Source organism: Acidovorax sp. 22279 (assembly GCF_052045435.1).
Taxonomy (GTDB): Bacteria; Pseudomonadota; Gammaproteobacteria; order Burkholderiales; family Burkholderiaceae_C; genus Acidovorax; species Acidovorax delafieldii.
In genome coordinates, this window is sequence record NZ_JBQEOV010000012.1 from 14,754 (window position 1) to 30,539 (window position 15,786).

Below are 15,786 nucleotides of genomic sequence, written 5' to 3' on the forward strand. Positions count from 1 at the left end.
AAGGCGGAACCCGGATAATCGCCGGATCGCAAGCAACCATCAAAAAGTCCAATGCCAGTTTACAGCATGACCGGATACGCCAGCGCACAGCATGGCGCATCTGCCACTGGCGCTGAAACCGACGCCCGCGCCCCCCAGACGCGCCGGCTGGGACTGGAAATCCGATCCGTCAACAGCCGCTTTCTGGACCTGTCGTTTCGCCTGCCTGACGAGCTGCGCGCCATGGAGCCCACGCTGCGCAGCCTGCTCACAGCGCGCCTGAAACGCGGCAAGGTCGAAGTGCGAGCCGCCCTCGACACCGACGACAGCAACAGCCTGCAAGACCCGCCAGCGCGACTGCTGCAGCGGCTTAACTCTTTGCAGGACTCCGTCAAGGCCTGGCTGCCCAGCGCCGCCCCCCTCACCGTGGCCGACGCCCTGCGCCTGTGTGCCAATGCACATTCGGGCACCGAGGACTGGAGCGAAGCCGTTCCGGCCCTCGCCGAAGAAGCCCTGACCGCCTTGCTGGCCGCCCGCGAACGTGAGGGCAAGCGCCTCGCGACCATGCTGCTGGATCGCGTCAAGCAGCTGCGGGCCTTGGCCGAACAGGCCGTCCCCATGGTTCCGCTGCTGGTGGAGCAGCAACGCCTGCGCTTCGTGGAGCGCTGGAAAGAGGCAATGGCCCTCACCGACGGCTCTACCCTCCCCGAGGCTGCCCGTGACCGCGCATTGACCGAGGCCACGGCGTTTGCCATCCGCATCGACGTGGCAGAAGAGATCACGCGGCTGGATTCGCACCTGGATGAAATCGAGCGCCTGCTGAAAAAAGGCGGCGAAGTGGGCAAACGCCTGGACTTCCTGATCCAGGAACTCCACCGCGAAGCCAACACGCTGGGCTCCAAATCTGCCGCGCTCGACCTCACCCGCATCAGCGTGGACATGAAGGTGCTGATCGAGCAGATGCGCGAGCAAGTGCAAAATATCGAATAACACTCATTTTTTGATAGCGCCTGGCGCACATCAACCATGGACTATCCAGGAAATCTCATCGTCGTGGCAGCACCCAGTGGTGCCGGCAAGTCCAGCTTGGTAAAGGCCTTGCTGGAGCTGGACTCGCATGTCCACCCCTCCATCTCGCACACCACCCGTGCGCCCCGCGGCCAGGAAAAGCATGGCCGCGAATACTTCTTCGCGTCGGAGTCCGAGTTCGACGCCATGGTGCAAGGCAACGCGTTTGTCGAATGGGCCCATGTGCACGGCAACCGCTATGGCACCTCCAAAAAAGCCATCGAAGAGCGCATTGCCCAGGGCTCAGATGTGATTCTGGAAATCGATTTTCAGGGCGCACTGCAGATCAAGCAGGCATTTGCCAATGCGGTGCTGGTTTTCATCCTCCCGCCCAGCTGGGAAGAACTGCGATCGCGGCTGGAGCGGCGGGGCGAAGACTCTGCGGATGTCATCGAAGTACGCCTCAAAAATGCCGCCATCGAGATGGCCCAGGTCAGCAAATTCGACTTCGTTATAATCAATGAGTTGTTTGAGCGCGCGCTTTTCGACCTGAAAGCCGTAGTTCACGCCCAGCGACTCAAGTACGCCGCTCAGCGCCGCGCCCGTGCTGACACCTTTCAGTCGCTCAATATCACCTGAATCCCCGGAGTAAACGATGGCACGCATCACCGTAGAAGACTGTCTGGAAAAGATCCCCAACCGCTTCCAGCTCGTACTGGCCGCCACGTACCGTGCCCGCATGCTCAGCCAGGGCCATGCTCCACGCATCGAAAGCCGCAATAAGCCCGCCGTGACTGCCCTGCGTGAAATCGCCGAAGGCAAAGTGGGTCTGGAGATGCTCAAGAAGGTTCCCGGTTGAACGTTCTGCTGGGCAATGCCCACCCAAAAGCACCGCGCCAGCGGTGCTTTTTTTTGCCCGAAAGCCCTCTGGCGCAGTCCCGCGCTACATTTAAGGCATGAACGCGGTGCTCAATTCACCTTCTGCAACGCAGCCCCGCCCGGGTGACCCATCTCCGGCAGGCAATCTCTCGGCAGCCGCTGCGGCCGCCAATGCGGCTGCGGCCAGCTTCGCCGCACTGACCGATAGCCTGGACTACCTGGACGCCGTCAGCATCGAGCAGGTGCGCCAGGCGTACCGTTTTGCCGACGAAGCCCACCTGGGGCAGCTGCGCAACAGCGGTGAGCCCTACATCACCCATCCTATTGCAGTGGCTGCGCAGTGCGCGGCGTGGAAGCTCGATGCCCAGGCGCTGATGGCCGCGCTGCTGCACGACGCCATGGAAGACTGCGGCGTGACCAAGGCCGACCTGATCGACCGGTTTGGCGCCCCGGTGGCCGAACTGGTGGATGGCCTTACCAAACTGGACAAACTGCAGTTCAACACTCGCGAAGAAAATCAGGCCGAGTCGTTTCGCAAAATGCTGCTGGCCATGGCGCGTGATGTACGCGTCATCCTCATCAAGCTGGCCGACCGAACGCACAACATGCGCACGCTGTCGGACATGCCGCGCAGCAAATGGGGCCGCATCTCGTCCGAGACGCTGGAAATTTACGCGCCCATTGCACACCGCCTGGGCCTGAATCAGACCTATCGTGAGCTGCAGGATCTGGCCTTCCGACACCTGCACCCCTGGCGCTATGCGACCTTGGCCAAGGCCGTCAACAAATCCCGCAACCGCCGGCGCGATCTGGTTCAGAAGGTGCAGGCCGAAGTGGATGCCGCCTTCTCCAAGATCGGCATGAAGGTGCGCCTGGCAGGCCGCGAGAAAACGCTGTACGCCATCTATCAAAAGATGGACCTCAAGCACCTGAGCTTTGCCCAGGTGACGGACATCTATGGCTTTCGAGTCATCGTACCGACTGTGACCGATTGCTACACCGCCTTGGGTGTACTGCACCAGATGTACAAGCCGGTACCTGGAAAGTTCAAGGACCATATTGCCATTGCCAAACTCAACGGCTATCAGTCTCTGCACACCACCCTGGTGGGGCCCTCGGGCGTGAACATCGAGTTCCAGATGCGCACCGATGAGATGCACGTGATTGCCGAAGCCGGCGTGGCAGCACACTGGCTGTACAAAGCCCAGGACGGGGAAGGTACGGCAGCCGAGCGCCTTGGCACCAAGTGGCTGCAGTCCTTGCTGGACATACAGAACGAAACGCGGGATGCGGCGGAGTTCTGGGATCACGTCAAGGTGGACCTGTTTCCCGATGCGGTCTACGTCTTCACACCCAAAAGCCAGATCATGGCGTTGCCGCGCGGCGCCACGGTGGTGGACTTTGCCTATGCCATTCACAGCAATGTGGGTGACCGTACGACCGCCGCCAAGATCAATAACGAGCAGGTTCCGCTGCGCACCGAACTCAAGAACGGGGATGTGGTGGAGATCATCACCGCCCCCGTCTCCACACCCAACCCAGCGTGGCTTGGTTTTGTGCGCACGGGCCGGGCACGGTCCAAGATCCGCCATTACCTCAAAACCTTGGCCCAAACCGAGTCCGAAGGGCTGGGTGAAAAACTGTTGACCCAAGCCATCCGAGCGGAAGGCCTCGAACAACTGCCCCCCGTCAGCGCTGAGACCCAACCGCTGTGGGACAAGCTGCTGCGCTTCACCGGCAATCGCACGCGCAGCGAGCTGATGACCGATCTGGGCCTGGGCAAACGCATTGCCAGCATCGTCGCCAAACGGTTGATGGTGCTGATGTCGGAGCATGGCCACCGTCCGGATGCTCTGCTCATGACTCGTGAGCGCTACACATCTCACGAAACCCTGTCGCAAGGGGCCGTCACGCTGGATGGCAGCGAGAATGCCTCTGTGCAATATGCCACCTGCTGCCGTCCCGTGCCGGGCGACAGCATCGTCGGTTATCTGGGCCGCGGTGAGGGACTGGTCGTGCACAACGCACATTGCAGTGTCGCCAAACGTCTGCAGCATAAAGACAGCGAACGCTTCATTGCCGTAGACTGGTCGGACGAGCCCACCCGAATGTTCGAAACGGGCGTGGTCGTTACCGTGAACAACGGCAAGGGGGTGCTGGCACGCGTGGCAGCGGAGCTTGCCAATTCAGAGGCCGACATCACCCACGTGGACATGGACGATGAGGCGGCCTTGGACACCACGGATCTGCGATTCATCGTCGCGGTTCGCGATCAGGCACATCTCGAGCTGGCATTGCGCAACCTGCGCCGCACACAGGCTGTGCTGCGTGCAGCCAGGATTACTCCACAGCCCTGACACCTCAGCACGGCACCAAGCCCTGAGGTCGATACAACAGACGCGCAGTTCGGCGTCTGTGTGCGAACGGGCTACGTAGCCACACTACGAGGCGGGTACTGCACCTCCACCACCTCCAAATGGCGCACTCCGCCCGGCGTGGGTAACTGCACCTCGTCCCCAACGCGCGCCTTCAGCAGTGCCCGGGCCACAGGTGAAATCCAGCTGACCTGACCCATACGGCTGTCGGCCTCGTCGATGCCCATGATGGTGATCGTGCGCTCACCATCCTCGTCGTCGGAGTAGGTGACGGTGGCTCCAAAGAAGACCTGTTCACTGCCCGCATGCAAACTAGGGTCCACCACCTCGGCGATCTCAAGCCGCTTGGTCAAAAAACGAATGCGCCGATCAATTTCGCGCAGGCGCTTCTTGCCATAGAGGTAGTCGCCGTTTTCAGACCGGTCTCCGTTGCTGGCCGCCCAGTGCACCACATCCACGATCTTCGGCCGCTCGCTATCGATGAGGTCTAGAAGCTCTGCCCTCAGCCGTGCATAGCCTGAAGGGGTGATGTAGTTTTTGCCACCCGGCGGCAAAGGAGGCAGTGCCAATCCTTCGTCATCATCGGCGTTATCGGTTTCCTTGGTAAAAGCCTTGCTCATTGCCAGAACTCTCCAATCAGCGCAAAGCGCCTGGACAAATGAAAAAGCCTGCAATCTCACGATTGCAGGCTTTAAACATTGGTGCGGCTGGCAGGAATCGAACCCACGACCCCTTGGTTCGTAGCCAAGTACTCTATCCAGCTGAGCTACAGCCGCTAAGCTTCGAATTATAGCATGATTTCTTGGCGACCCTTGAAACTTGCTTTTTTTCTGATTGCCTTCCTGAATCAGGCTACGCAAACAGGCAGTCAATTCAACGCAAGCCAAGATTGTAATGCACGATGAAGGCTCCAAAAACAAACTGAGCGATTTGGATCACAAAACACATCGATTGTTGATGGATTCACCCTGCGAGCGAGGGTGGTAGGGCGTGTTGGACTTGAACCAACGACCAAAGGATTATGAGTCCTCTGCTCTAACCAACTGAGCTAACGCCCCCAGCCATGCTCCAGCGCTATACAACGGGGCAAGCGCCGTATTGTAGGGGCTTACTTGCGGTGGCTGAGCGCGTTGGACACCAGCTTGGAGGTGATGTCCACAATCTGGATCATGCGGTCGTATGGCATGCGCGTAGGACCAATCACGCCCAAAGTCCCCACCACCTTGCCATCAACCTCATAGGGGGAGCTGACGATCGAAAGCTCTTCAAAAGGCACAACCTGGCTCTCGCCACCGATGTAGATGCGCACCCCTTCCGCTTGGCTGGAGATGTCCAGAAGGCGAAGGATTTGTGTCTTCTGCTCAAACAAGTCAAATGCCCTGCGCAGGTTGCCCATGTCGCTGGAGAAATCACTGACGGACAGCAGGTTGCGCTCTCCAGAAATCACCACCTCATCCTGCGCCTCGGACAGTGCCTCTGAGCCTACGTTGACTGCCGCCTGCATAAGCGATGCAATCTCTCCGCGCAATACATCGACCTCGGACTTCAAACGTTCTCGCACCTGCTCCATTGCGAGTCCGGCGTAGTGGGCATTCAGGAAGTTGGAGGCCTCTACCAGTTGCGACTGGGAGTGATCCACCTCGGTGAAGATCACGCGATTCTGTACGTCACCTTCCGGCGACACGATGATCACGAGGAAGCGCTTTTCGGAGAGTCGAAGAAACTCTATGTGGCGAAATACCGAGGTACGCCGAGGCGCCATCACCACTCCAACGAACTGGGAGAGGTTGGACAACAGCTGTGCGGCGTTGGCGATGACTTTTTGTGGCTGTTCAGGTGCCAGCTGGGGCGGCATGACAGACTCCCGCTGCACCGTGAGCATCGTGTCCACAAACAAACGGTATCCACGCGCTGTGGGAATACGGCCAGCGGAGGTATGTGGACTCGCAATCAGCCCCAACTCTTCCAGGTCCGCCATCACGTTTCGTATCGTGGCAGGCGACAAATCCAACCCGGACGCGCGGGAAAGGGTACGCGACCCTACGGGCTGCCCATCAGCGATGTAACGCTCGACCAGGGCTTTGAGCAACAACTTGGCACGGTCATCGAGCATGGAATGATTTTAATGATGTAATTTCGCGATGACGTCCAATTTCCGCCATGTCGCACTTATAGGCAAGTACCAGACTTCAGCTGCAGGCGCCCCCGGTGATGGCTCTCGCCGGGCTTTGGAGGATATTGCGCATTTCTTGGAGCGCCAGGGATGTGAGGTGGTGCTGGAAGCGGAGACCGCCAGCAATACCGGATTGACACACTACCCTTCCTTGAATGTAGACCAGATCGGTGCACGGTGCGATTTGGGACTGGTGGTGGGGGGGGATGGAACGATGCTCGGCATTGGCCGGCGCTTGGCGCGTTTTGGAACGCCGCTGATCGGCATCAATCAGGGCCGGCTCGGATTCATTACTGACATTCCCTTCGACACCTATCAGACCACATTGCCACCGATGCTGCGAGGTGCCTACGAAGAAGACCAGCGGCCTTTGATGCACGCAACAGTCGTTCGCGATGAACGTGTGGTGTTCGAAGCCTTGGCCATGAACGATGTGGTGGTCAACCGTGGCGCGACATCGGGCATGGTGGAATTGCGTGTCGAAGTTGGTGGGCAGTTTGTGGCCAATCAAAGGGCCGACGGCCTCATCATTGCCTCCCCCACCGGATCGACCGCATATTCGTTGTCTGCGGGCGGGCCCATGCTTCACCCATCCATCCCGGGCTGGGTGCTGGTTCCTATAGCGCCACATACGCTGTCCAACCGCCCTATCGTGCTCTCCGATGCGACTGAGGTGGCTGTCGAAGTAGTGAGCGGGCGCGATGTCAGCGCGAACTTTGACATGCAGTCCCTTGCGTCCTTGCTGCATGGCGACCGCATCCTCGTCAAACGCTCTGAGCACCGCGTGCGATTTCTACACCCTCAAGGCTGGAACTACTTCGCGACTTTGCGCAAGAAGCTGCGCTGGAACGAAGGGGGCTCATGACCATGGCACTGCGGCGGATAACCCTGCGGGATTTTGTGATCGTTCAAACGCTGGAACTTGACTTGCGCAGCGGCTTTACCGTGTTGACTGGTGAAACTGGGGCGGGCAAGTCCATCTTGATTGACGCATTGCAACTGGCACTGGGAGCACGCGCGGATGCCGGGGTAGTACGGGAAGGATGCAGCAAAACCGACATTTGCGCGGAATTCGACTGCCCTGCCCATGCCCGCCCATGGCTGGAAGAAGCCGGGTTTGAAACCGATGACTGGCTGCTACTGCGCCGTACCGTCGACACACAGGGCAAGAGCCGCGGTTGGATCAATGGGACACCAGCGACAGCTTCGCAGTTACGTGCCTTGGGCGAGATGCTTCTCGACATCCATGGTCAGCACGCATGGCAAAGCCTGACCCGCCCAGAGTCGGTGCGCGGCTTGCTGGACGCTTTTGCCGGTGTGAATACCCGCGATACAGCATCGCGTTGGACGCAATGGCGCGCTGACCTCAAGGCATTGCGGCAGGCACGCGCAGCACAGGCAACGCTTCAGCAAGAGCGCGAGCGCCTGCAGTGGCAAATCAGCGAAGTGGACAAACTCGCGCCAAGTGACCTGGAGTGGGAGGATCTTGACGCGCAACACAAGCGCCTATCGCACGCGCAGGCGTTGCTGGATGGGGCCCATGGAGCGCTTCAAGCTTTGCAAGAAGACGACGCGGGAGCCGTTTCCGCACTGACCCACGCACATTCGCTGCTTCAGGCGCAAGAACACATTGAGCCAGAGTTCGCCAATCTGGCCGATATCCTGGCGTCGAGTCTGGCGCAGACGACAGACGTGGTGCATTCTCTGCACACCTATTTACGCCATGCGGACATTGACCCCCAACGTTTGGCAGAACTGGACGAACGCATGTCCTTGTGGATGGGACTGGCTCGCAGGTACAAACGCCCTCCAGCGGAACTGCCCGCTCTGCTCAAGGACTGGAAAGCATCCATGCGCCAGCTTGATGCCGCCACCGATCTGGAAAAGCTGCAAGCCAACGAATTCGCCAGCGCTAAGGCGTACCATGCGGCGGCGCGCGCACTGTCTCTGGCTCGCGCCAAAGCAGCACCAAAGCTCTCCGTGTCCATCTCTCAGGCCATGCAAGGTCTCGGGATGGAGGGCGGTAAATTCGAGGTGTCAGTGACGAAGGCGTCGGAGCCCTCTCCAGACGGGATCGATGATGTCGTGTTTTTGGTAGCAGGACACCCCGGCATGACCCCCAAGGCGGTCGGCAAAGTCGCCTCCGGCGGGGAGTTGTCCCGCATTTCGCTGGCTATCGCAGTCACAACCAGTGAATTGGGCTCAGCCCCCACACTCATTTTTGACGAGGTGGACTCCGGCGTGGGTGGCGCAGTCGCCGAAACAGTGGGACGTTTGATGCAGCAGCTGGGACGCGACCGCCAGGTGCTGGCAGTAACTCACCTGCCCCAAGTAGCCGCATGCGCGCATCACCACCTCAAGGTGGAAAAAAATAAAAGCGCTCAAGGCACAACCAGCACCGTGCTGGTTGTGCAGCAAGACGAGCGTGTGGCAGAAATCGCCCGCATGCTGGGTGGGGAGCGCGCTACCGAAACCACGCTGGCGCACGCGCGCGAAATGCTGGGTACTGCGGCACCGTCGTTGGTCGCTTCGCCCACCCCACCCGCTCCCTCCTCTAACGCCGCTAGGAAACGCTGATGGCCCTTGAAATTGTTGTCATCACGGGCATGTCGGGATCTGGAAAATCCGTCGCCTTGCACGCACTGGAAGATGCTGGCTACTACTGCGTAGACAACCTGCCGCCGGAGCTACTGCCAGCCTTCGTAGCGCTCGAACACAAACACCATGGCAACCGCGTAGCCATTGCAGTGGATGTCCGCAGCGCAACGTCCTTGCATCAAGTGCCTCAAGAGTTGAGCCGTTTGCGCAGTCAGGGCGTGGCCGTCAAATCCCTTTTTCTGGATGCCACGATTGATACCCTGGTGCGGCGTTTCTCCGAGACGCGCCGCCGCCATCCCCTGTCGCACGACGACCTCCAGCAAGGACGCAGGGCCTTAGTTCAGATCATTGAGCTGGAGCGTGAGCTGCTGGCTGAACTGCGCGAACAGTCACACGTGATCGACACCAGCACCATCCGCGCCTCCCAGTTGCAAAGTTATGTCAAAGGCCTGATGTCCACGGCGCAAGGGCAATTAACCTTGGTTTTTCAGTCATTTGCTTTCAAACGCGGTATTCCCATGGATGCCGACTACGTCTTCGACGTCCGCATGCTGCCCAACCCACACTATGAGATCGCGCTCCGGGACCTCACAGGACTGGACCAGCCGGTGGCTGACTTTCTGGACCTGCAACCCGAGGTGGACCTGATGCGGGCCCACATTGAAAAATTTTTAGCACACTGGCTGGACATGCTGGATCGCAATCACCGAAGCTACGTCACTGTAGCCATCGGCTGCACCGGTGGACAACACCGCTCTGTCTATTTGGTGGAGAAACTGGCACAAGCGTTCAGCGACCGATGGACTGCATTGAAGCGGCATCGTGAACTGGATGGGCGCTGACCATTGCCTTCACAAGCGAGCTCTTGGAGCCAAACTTCTGGGGAACAAGTTGTGGAGCTTGGCGCCAACGAAACGAGACGAGCCCCCCGCGACTGAGAGAGCGCCGCCGTTTGGGTTCACCATAGCGAAGATTGCGTGGTGTCCAGCAACTTACGAATGGGCGCCGGCAACCCCACCAAGGACCACTGATCTTGCCCCAGCCACTCTCCGCCCTCCACAGGAGGCACCATTCCGTCGGTCTGTATCAACAACGGGTGAAGATGCAAGTCCCGGTGCGTGAGGACATGCACAAATGGCTGCAGCTCTTGCTGCGCATACTGCCCATTGCTACCCAAAGCACTCACAAAAACATCCCGCGACTCAAGGTCAGCGAACACGGGCACGCAGTGCATTCCCGCCCAGATCCCAGTGGGTGGGCGGCGTTGCAGCCAGATGCGCCCCTTGCCATCGCGCAGGATCACCAATTGCCAGGATTCAGCCCGGCGTGACAGTTTGCGGGTTCTGACGGGATAGCGTTCAGGATCCCCCTCCTTGAAAGCTGCGCAATCGCCCACCAAAGGGCAATCGGAACATTTTGGAGAGCGGGGTGTGCACAGGGACGCCCCCAAGTCCATCAAGCCCTGGGTGTAACGGGGCATCGCCACATCAAGATCGCGCACTGGCAACAGCGCATCGGCATGCTCCCATAGAAGGCGTTCGTTCTTGGCAGAAGCCAGATCTTGGCCAAAGCCCAGCAGGCGCGTGAGCACCCTCCGCACGTTGGCATCCAGAATGGGCACGCGCTCTGAAAAACAAAACGCGGCAATAGCGCCTGCGGTTGAACGCCCAATGCCCGGCAAAGACGCCAATAGCGACGCCTTTCGCGGGAAGGCGCCACCATGGTCGGTCATGATCTGCTGAGCGCAGCGATGGAGATTGCGTGCACGACTGTAGTAGCCCAAACCACTCCACAAGCCCAGGACCTCATCTTGAGGGGCTGCCGCCAGTGCGCTCACATCAGAAAATCGGCCCAGAAAGCGGGCGTAGTAGTCCAGCACAGTGGTGACCTGAGTCTGCTGCAACATGATCTCCGACAACCAAACCCGGTATGGATCGCGGGTCTGTTGCCAGGGCAGATGGTTGCGCCCATGTACAGCTTGCCAAGCGACTACCCGCGCGGCCACACCCTCCCGGGATTCAGCACTCATGCGGAAACCGGATGCGCGTCAGTCAATGCCGGTGCAGCCCCTGGCAGAGCCACCAACTTGGAAGTCAGCTCATGCAACTTGTTCTCCAACTGGCCGAGTTCCTCCTCGCCAGCCTCGATCTCCGAGATGCGCTCCACCAAGCCGCTGGCAGCCTGTTGTATGCGGTCTACGGCCTCCATGCGGCGAGCAAAGCTGCGACGCCGTTCTCGCAGCTGTGCGTCCAATTGCGCAGTGGCTGATTTGCTCCACAGTTCCAGATCATTGGCCGCTGACTCGTACACCGTGCGCAAACGCATGGCCAGCGCGCGCACCAGGCGCTCCGCAAACTCGGGTTGCGCCAACTTGAGAGCATTGCCCATACCCAGGTACTGCAAATGACTCTGCTCGATCTGGTGCAGGTCTTGCGCAAAGTGTTCAAGCTGCGGCGGCGTGGGCACCTGCAAAGAAAAACCGAACTCTGCATTGAGCTGCCTGAAGGTCCCGCTGAGCATGGCCTGAATCTCGGTACCAGAGGCTTGCGCCTTGTCCAAGGTGCCGCGCAGTTTGTCAAAGGTCTGGACGTATATTTTCTTCACGCCCAGCTTGAGCCCCTTTTGCTGCAGTGTCTGGGCCAGCTCGGCCAGCTCTGCTTTGAGCGCCTTGGCGCCCAACTGCTGAAAAACGTCACGCAGCAACTTGAGGTGAACCGCACGCACCGCCTGGATCTTGGCAGTGCTGAGATCAAACTCACGCTGCTCCTGCTCAATGCGATGGCGCATGGATTCGATCACCGATGCGTTCTTACCCCGCAGACTGCGCAACTCGGCCATTTGGTCATCGAGGTCGCGGCGTCGGATATTGATGACCCGCGACGTTTCTGTACGCAGGCTCGCCACCCCCGCCGCTACCGCGGCGCGCAGTATGGACTGCCGTCTGCCCATGATACCTTTGGCAAGGGCCTCTTCCAACGCTGGCAGTCCACTGGTTTCCAGCAGAACGTCGTCCGCAGTGATCTTGGCCACCAGGCCTTTTTGCGCAGACACAGGCACCACACGGTCTAGAGACACGCCGAGCATCTCAGCCGAGGTCGCGCACTGCCGCTCCATCTGCGCCTGGACCTGCTCGGCGGTGTTGAGCGTATCCCAGAGGGTGTCGATCTTGTTCAACACCACCAAACGCGCTTCCATGCTCTCGGGCGAGATGGCCAGGTGCTCGCGCCAGATCGACAGGTCCGATCGCGTCACGCCGGTGTCGGCACTCAGGATGAACACCACTGCATGCGCTTGGGGGATGAGGTTGACCGTCAGCTCGGGCTCTGCACCCACTGCGTTCAGGCCAGGCGTATCCAGAATCACCAAACCCTGCTTCAAGAGCGGATGGGGAATATTGATGACGGCGTGGCGCCACATGGGCACCTCTACCAAGCCCTGCGCGTCAGGCACAGGGTTTTCATCTGTCAGATCGTCATGCCAGAAACCCAGCGCACGCGCATTGTCCAGACTGACCTTGCGAACCTCGGCCACTTTTTCCAGTGCTTTGGCAATCTGGTCGGCGTTGCCGACATCCAGCGGGATTTCCTGCCAACGGTCGGTCTTGACCCGCCACTCCGCCAGGCTCTGCATCTGAAGCCGAGTCTCAATGGGCAATAGCCGCAAGCTGGGTGCAACATTGGCGTCATACCCCAGTTCGGTGGGACACATGGTCGTGCGGCCCGCACTGGCAGGCATGATGCGGCGACCATAGTCAGCAAAAAAGATCGCGTTGATCAGTTCGGATTTTCCACGCGAAAACTCCGCCACAAACGCCACCATGACCTTGTCGCTGCGTACCTGCTCTTCCAGCCGCTGCAGGCGCTCTTGCACTGCTGCATCCATCAGGTCGTGCGTGGCCATCCAATCGGCCAGCCGCTTGAGCTGCTGGGCGAACTCCCGTCGCCAGACGCCATGCTGGTCAAACTGTTCGTTGAATGAAGGTCCCACTTTGCTCCCAGAGATCTATGGATGGCCCGCGAGGCAGGTATATACAAAATATAGCATCGACCGTCCGCCAGCTGTCACAAACCGTCCATCGGACGGCAGCATCTATTGACGCTGGCACTGGCGGCAGAAGTAAGTGCTTCTCTGTCCCTGGCGAATCAGCCCGATGGCTGTACCGCATACATGGCAAGGCTGACCATCGCGGCCATACACGTTCGCGGCCGTCTGAAAGTGGCCAGCCATTCCTTCGGCATTCGAAAAATCGCGCAGCGTGCTACCGCCCATCTCCACAGCGCGGGCCAGCACCGAGCGAATGGCCTGATGCAGCTTATGTACTCGTGCCGGACCAATGCGTGATGCAACGGTAGTAGGACGGATGCCAGACAAAAAAAGCACCTCAGAGGCGTAGATATTCCCGACCCCCACAACCACGCGCCCCGCCAGAAGCAACTGTTTGATAGGCATCCGGCTTTTCTTGAGCCCTGCCTGAAAAGTCGGAAGTAGAAACTCCTCAGACAAGGGCTCCATGCCTAAGCCGCCCAGCAATTTGGCGGCTACCGGCGAGTTCTCTGATGGCGCATAGACCACCGCGCCAAATCGTCGCGGGTCATGCAGGCGCAGCGTGCCCCGGTCGGTGACAAGGTCAAAGTGGTCATGCACCCCCGCTTCTGGCATGTCTGAAGCAAAACGCAGGCTTCCCGACATCCCCAAATGCAGAAGCAGAACGCCTTGGTTCATATCGAGCAACAGATACTTGCCCCGCCGGCGCAATCCGACCACTTGTTGGCCTCCCAGCAACTGCGGGTCGCAACCCAGAGGCCACCGCAGGGGCTTGCCCATCATCACAGCCTCGATCCGGGCTCCAGCGATCGCGGTAGCAAAACTGCGCCGCGTCACTTCCACTTCAGGCAACTCAGGCATACAAACAACCGGGCAACGGCTTAACAGGCATGGATTATTATGGCCCGATGGTGTTATCCCACAGCTTTCGTACCGTCGCCTTGGTCACCGTGATTGCGGCGTCCGCCCACTCAGCTTGGGCCCAAAAGCCCGCCGGTGAAAGCCGCCCCCCGAGCGAGCCCCCACCGGTAGAGTCCAACCCCGCGTTGGACGCAGAGCTGTTCTACGAAATCTTTCTGGGCGAGATCAGTGCACGAACTGGGGACCCAGGCGCAGGCTACGCGTTCATGCTGGAGGCTGCGCGCCGAAGCGCTGACTGGCAGCTCTACCAAAGGGCCGCAGACATTGCCCTGCAATCACGATCAGGCGAATACGCCCTGGCTGCAGCCCGAGCCTGGAAGGAAGCCCTGCCACAGTCGCGCGAGGCCAATCAGTATGTGCTGCAGATCCTGATCGCATTGAACCGCATCGCCGAAACACCGGACTTGCTGCGCCAGGAACTTGCACAAGCCTCTCCTAGGACCAAGGCGTCAACGCTGGCATCTTTGCCACAACTGTACGGACGCGCGAGTGACAAAGCGCTGGCCGCCAAGGTGGTGGAACAGGCCCTGGTCAATGAACTCACCAACCCTGCCACCGGACCCGAGGCCTGGGTGTCGCTGGGTCGATTGAGGCTTGCAGCGGGCGACAAGGCCGGTGCGCTCGACGCAGCACGCAGGGCCCAGGGCCTGGACAATGCCAGCGAAAGCGCGGCCCGGCTGGCGCTGGAGCTGATGGACGAAGGCCTGCTGGACGCAGAGCCCATCGTGACGCAAACGCTGTCCAGACAACCCATCCCGGACCTGCGCATGGCGTATGCCAGGGTATTGCTGGGCCTTCAGCGCTACCCGGAGGCCAGTCGCCAGTTGGAGACGGTCACCAAGGAAAAGCCTGACCTGGCAGAGGCGTGGTTGGTGGCCGCCACCTTGCAGTACCAGGACAACCGCCTGCCTGCCGCAGAGGCATCGCTGCAACGGTTCATGGAACTGGCATCTGCATCTGGTGACACCGACCTGCGGCGAAAGAGCCTCACGCAAGCGTACCTACTGCACGCGCAGATTGCCGAGAAAAAGAAAGACTTTGTAGGCGCAGAAGCCTGGCTCGCACGGATCGACAACGCAGAGGAAGTCTTTGGTGCGCAGACGCGCCGCGCATCATTGCTGGCACGCCAGGGAAAGCTCGCCCAGGCGCGGGCCTTGTTGCGCAACCTGCCAGGCAATTCAGCAGACAGCCAACGCATGAAGCTGATGGCCGAAGTGCAGCTGTTACGCGACCAGCGCCTGTACCAGGAAGCCTACAAGGTACAAGTCGAACTGGTAGCCCTGGCCCCGGACGACGCCGAACTGGTCTACGACCAAGCCATGCTGGCCGAAAAGGCGGGCCAGCCAGACACGATGGAGAAGCTGTTGCGTCAGGTGATCGCGCGCCAGCCAGAGTACCACCACGCCTACAACGCCCTTGGCTATTCGCTCGCAGACCGCGGAGTGCGGCTGGCCGAGGCCAAACAGCTCATCCTGAAGGCATTGGAATTCGCCCCCAACGATCCCTTCATCATGGACAGCCTTGGCTGGGTGGAGTTTCGCCTGGGCAACAAGGCAGACGCCCGCAAACACCTCGAAGTAGCCTTCAAGGCACGGCCCGATGTGGAGATTGCTGCACATCTGGGTGAGGTGCTCTGGAGCATGGGCGACAGGGACGGTGCAACACGCGTCTGGAAAGAAGGTCAGCGTGCCAGTCCTGACAACGACACCCTCAAAGAGACCCTGAAACGCCTCGGGGCCTCCCTCTGATGCAAGGCCTTTTCAGCGCCACTTCAAACAGTCGGCTACGGACTCTTCCTCACCGGTGGGC

The 15,786-nt window shown here is 59.9% G+C and carries 13 protein-coding genes and 2 tRNA genes; 8 read left to right on the forward strand and 7 right to left on the reverse strand.

All coding sequences use genetic code 11. The annotated features are described in order from the left end of the window. Positions 1–66 precede the first annotated feature (66 nt). From ACTJKQ_RS16160 to ACTJKQ_RS16175, 4 genes are all read left to right on the forward strand, one after another. Positions 67–969: a YicC/YloC family endoribonuclease gene (locus tag ACTJKQ_RS16160; protein ID WP_440597436.1), complete on the forward strand. Its 903-nt coding sequence runs from the start codon at positions 67–69 to the stop codon at positions 967–969. Between the two features lie 36 nt (positions 970–1,005). Beyond that, on the forward strand, positions 1,006–1,626 hold the full coding sequence (gene gmk, locus ACTJKQ_RS16165; protein WP_056060545.1) for a guanylate kinase: 621 nt from the start codon (positions 1,006–1,008) through the stop codon (positions 1,624–1,626). A gap of 16 nt (positions 1,627–1,642) precedes the next feature. Next, positions 1,643–1,846, forward strand: a complete 204-nt coding sequence (rpoZ, locus tag ACTJKQ_RS16170) for a DNA-directed RNA polymerase subunit omega (RefSeq protein WP_005794722.1) — start codon at positions 1,643–1,645, stop codon at positions 1,844–1,846. Positions 1,847–1,943: 97 nt separating this feature from the next. Next, positions 1,944–4,223, forward strand: coding sequence for a RelA/SpoT family protein (locus tag ACTJKQ_RS16175; protein ID WP_440597437.1), 2,280 nt, complete (start codon positions 1,944–1,946; stop codon positions 4,221–4,223). A gap of 71 nt (positions 4,224–4,294) precedes the next feature. Here the strand turns inward: ACTJKQ_RS16175 and greB are convergent, their stop codons facing one another. The 4 genes from greB to hrcA all read right to left on the reverse strand — a co-directional run bounded on the left by greB (position 4,295) and on the right by hrcA (position 6,354). Continuing rightward, positions 4,295–4,861, reverse strand: a complete 567-nt coding sequence (gene greB, locus ACTJKQ_RS16180) for a transcription elongation factor GreB (protein WP_056060541.1) — start codon at positions 4,859–4,861, stop codon at positions 4,295–4,297. A 79-nt stretch (positions 4,862–4,940) separates the two neighbouring features. Beyond that, a tRNA-Arg gene (locus tag ACTJKQ_RS16185) sits at positions 4,941–5,017 on the reverse strand. Positions 5,018–5,222: 205 nt separating this feature from the next. Beyond that, positions 5,223–5,299, reverse strand: a tRNA-Ile gene (locus tag ACTJKQ_RS16190). 50 nt (positions 5,300–5,349) lie between these two features. Further along, entirely contained in the window at positions 5,350–6,354 is a 1,005-nt protein-coding gene (gene hrcA / locus ACTJKQ_RS16195; RefSeq protein ID WP_056060538.1) for a heat-inducible transcriptional repressor HrcA, read from the reverse strand. Between the two features lie 28 nt (positions 6,355–6,382). Here hrcA and ACTJKQ_RS16200 point away from each other — a divergent pair, with 28 nt between their 5' ends. The 3 genes from ACTJKQ_RS16200 to rapZ are packed head-to-tail and all read left to right on the forward strand — an operon-like array spanning position 6,383 to position 9,854. Further along, positions 6,383–7,279, forward strand: a complete 897-nt coding sequence (locus ACTJKQ_RS16200) for an NAD kinase (RefSeq protein ID WP_056060503.1) — start codon at positions 6,383–6,385, stop codon at positions 7,277–7,279. A gap of 2 nt (positions 7,280–7,281) precedes the next feature. Continuing rightward, positions 7,282–8,991 carry a DNA repair protein RecN gene (gene recN / locus ACTJKQ_RS16205; RefSeq protein ID WP_440597515.1) on the forward strand — a complete coding sequence of 570 codons (1,710 nt, stop codon included), beginning with the start codon at positions 7,282–7,284 and terminating at the stop codon, positions 8,989–8,991. After that, positions 8,991–9,854, forward strand: a complete 864-nt coding sequence (gene rapZ, locus ACTJKQ_RS16210; protein WP_056060499.1) for an RNase adapter RapZ — start codon at positions 8,991–8,993, stop codon at positions 9,852–9,854. Before recN ends, rapZ begins: the two co-directional genes overlap by 1 nt. Before the next feature lie 116 nt (positions 9,855–9,970). Here the strand turns inward: rapZ and mutY are convergent, their stop codons facing one another. The 3 genes from mutY to mutM all read right to left on the reverse strand — a co-directional run bounded on the left by mutY (position 9,971) and on the right by mutM (position 13,917). Continuing rightward, positions 9,971–11,041 (reverse strand): A/G-specific adenine glycosylase, encoded by a 1,071-nt coding sequence (gene mutY, locus ACTJKQ_RS16215; RefSeq protein ID WP_440597438.1) that lies wholly within the window; start codon positions 11,039–11,041, stop codon positions 9,971–9,973. Further along, positions 11,038–12,999, reverse strand: coding sequence for a dynamin family protein (locus ACTJKQ_RS16220; RefSeq protein ID WP_440597439.1), 1,962 nt, complete (start codon positions 12,997–12,999; stop codon positions 11,038–11,040). The genes mutY and ACTJKQ_RS16220 overlap by 4 nt, the downstream gene beginning before the upstream one ends. 102 nt (positions 13,000–13,101) lie before the next feature. Further along, a complete protein-coding gene (gene mutM, locus ACTJKQ_RS16225; RefSeq protein WP_056060489.1) occupies positions 13,102–13,917 on the reverse strand; it encodes a bifunctional DNA-formamidopyrimidine glycosylase/DNA-(apurinic or apyrimidinic site) lyase in 816 nt (271 codons plus the stop codon). A 29-nt stretch (positions 13,918–13,946) separates the two neighbouring features. Here mutM and ACTJKQ_RS16230 point away from each other — a divergent pair, with 29 nt between their 5' ends. Next, positions 13,947–15,725, forward strand: a complete 1,779-nt coding sequence (locus tag ACTJKQ_RS16230; protein ID WP_440597440.1) for a tetratricopeptide repeat protein — start codon at positions 13,947–13,949, stop codon at positions 15,723–15,725. Positions 15,726–15,786: the final 61 nt, after the last annotated feature.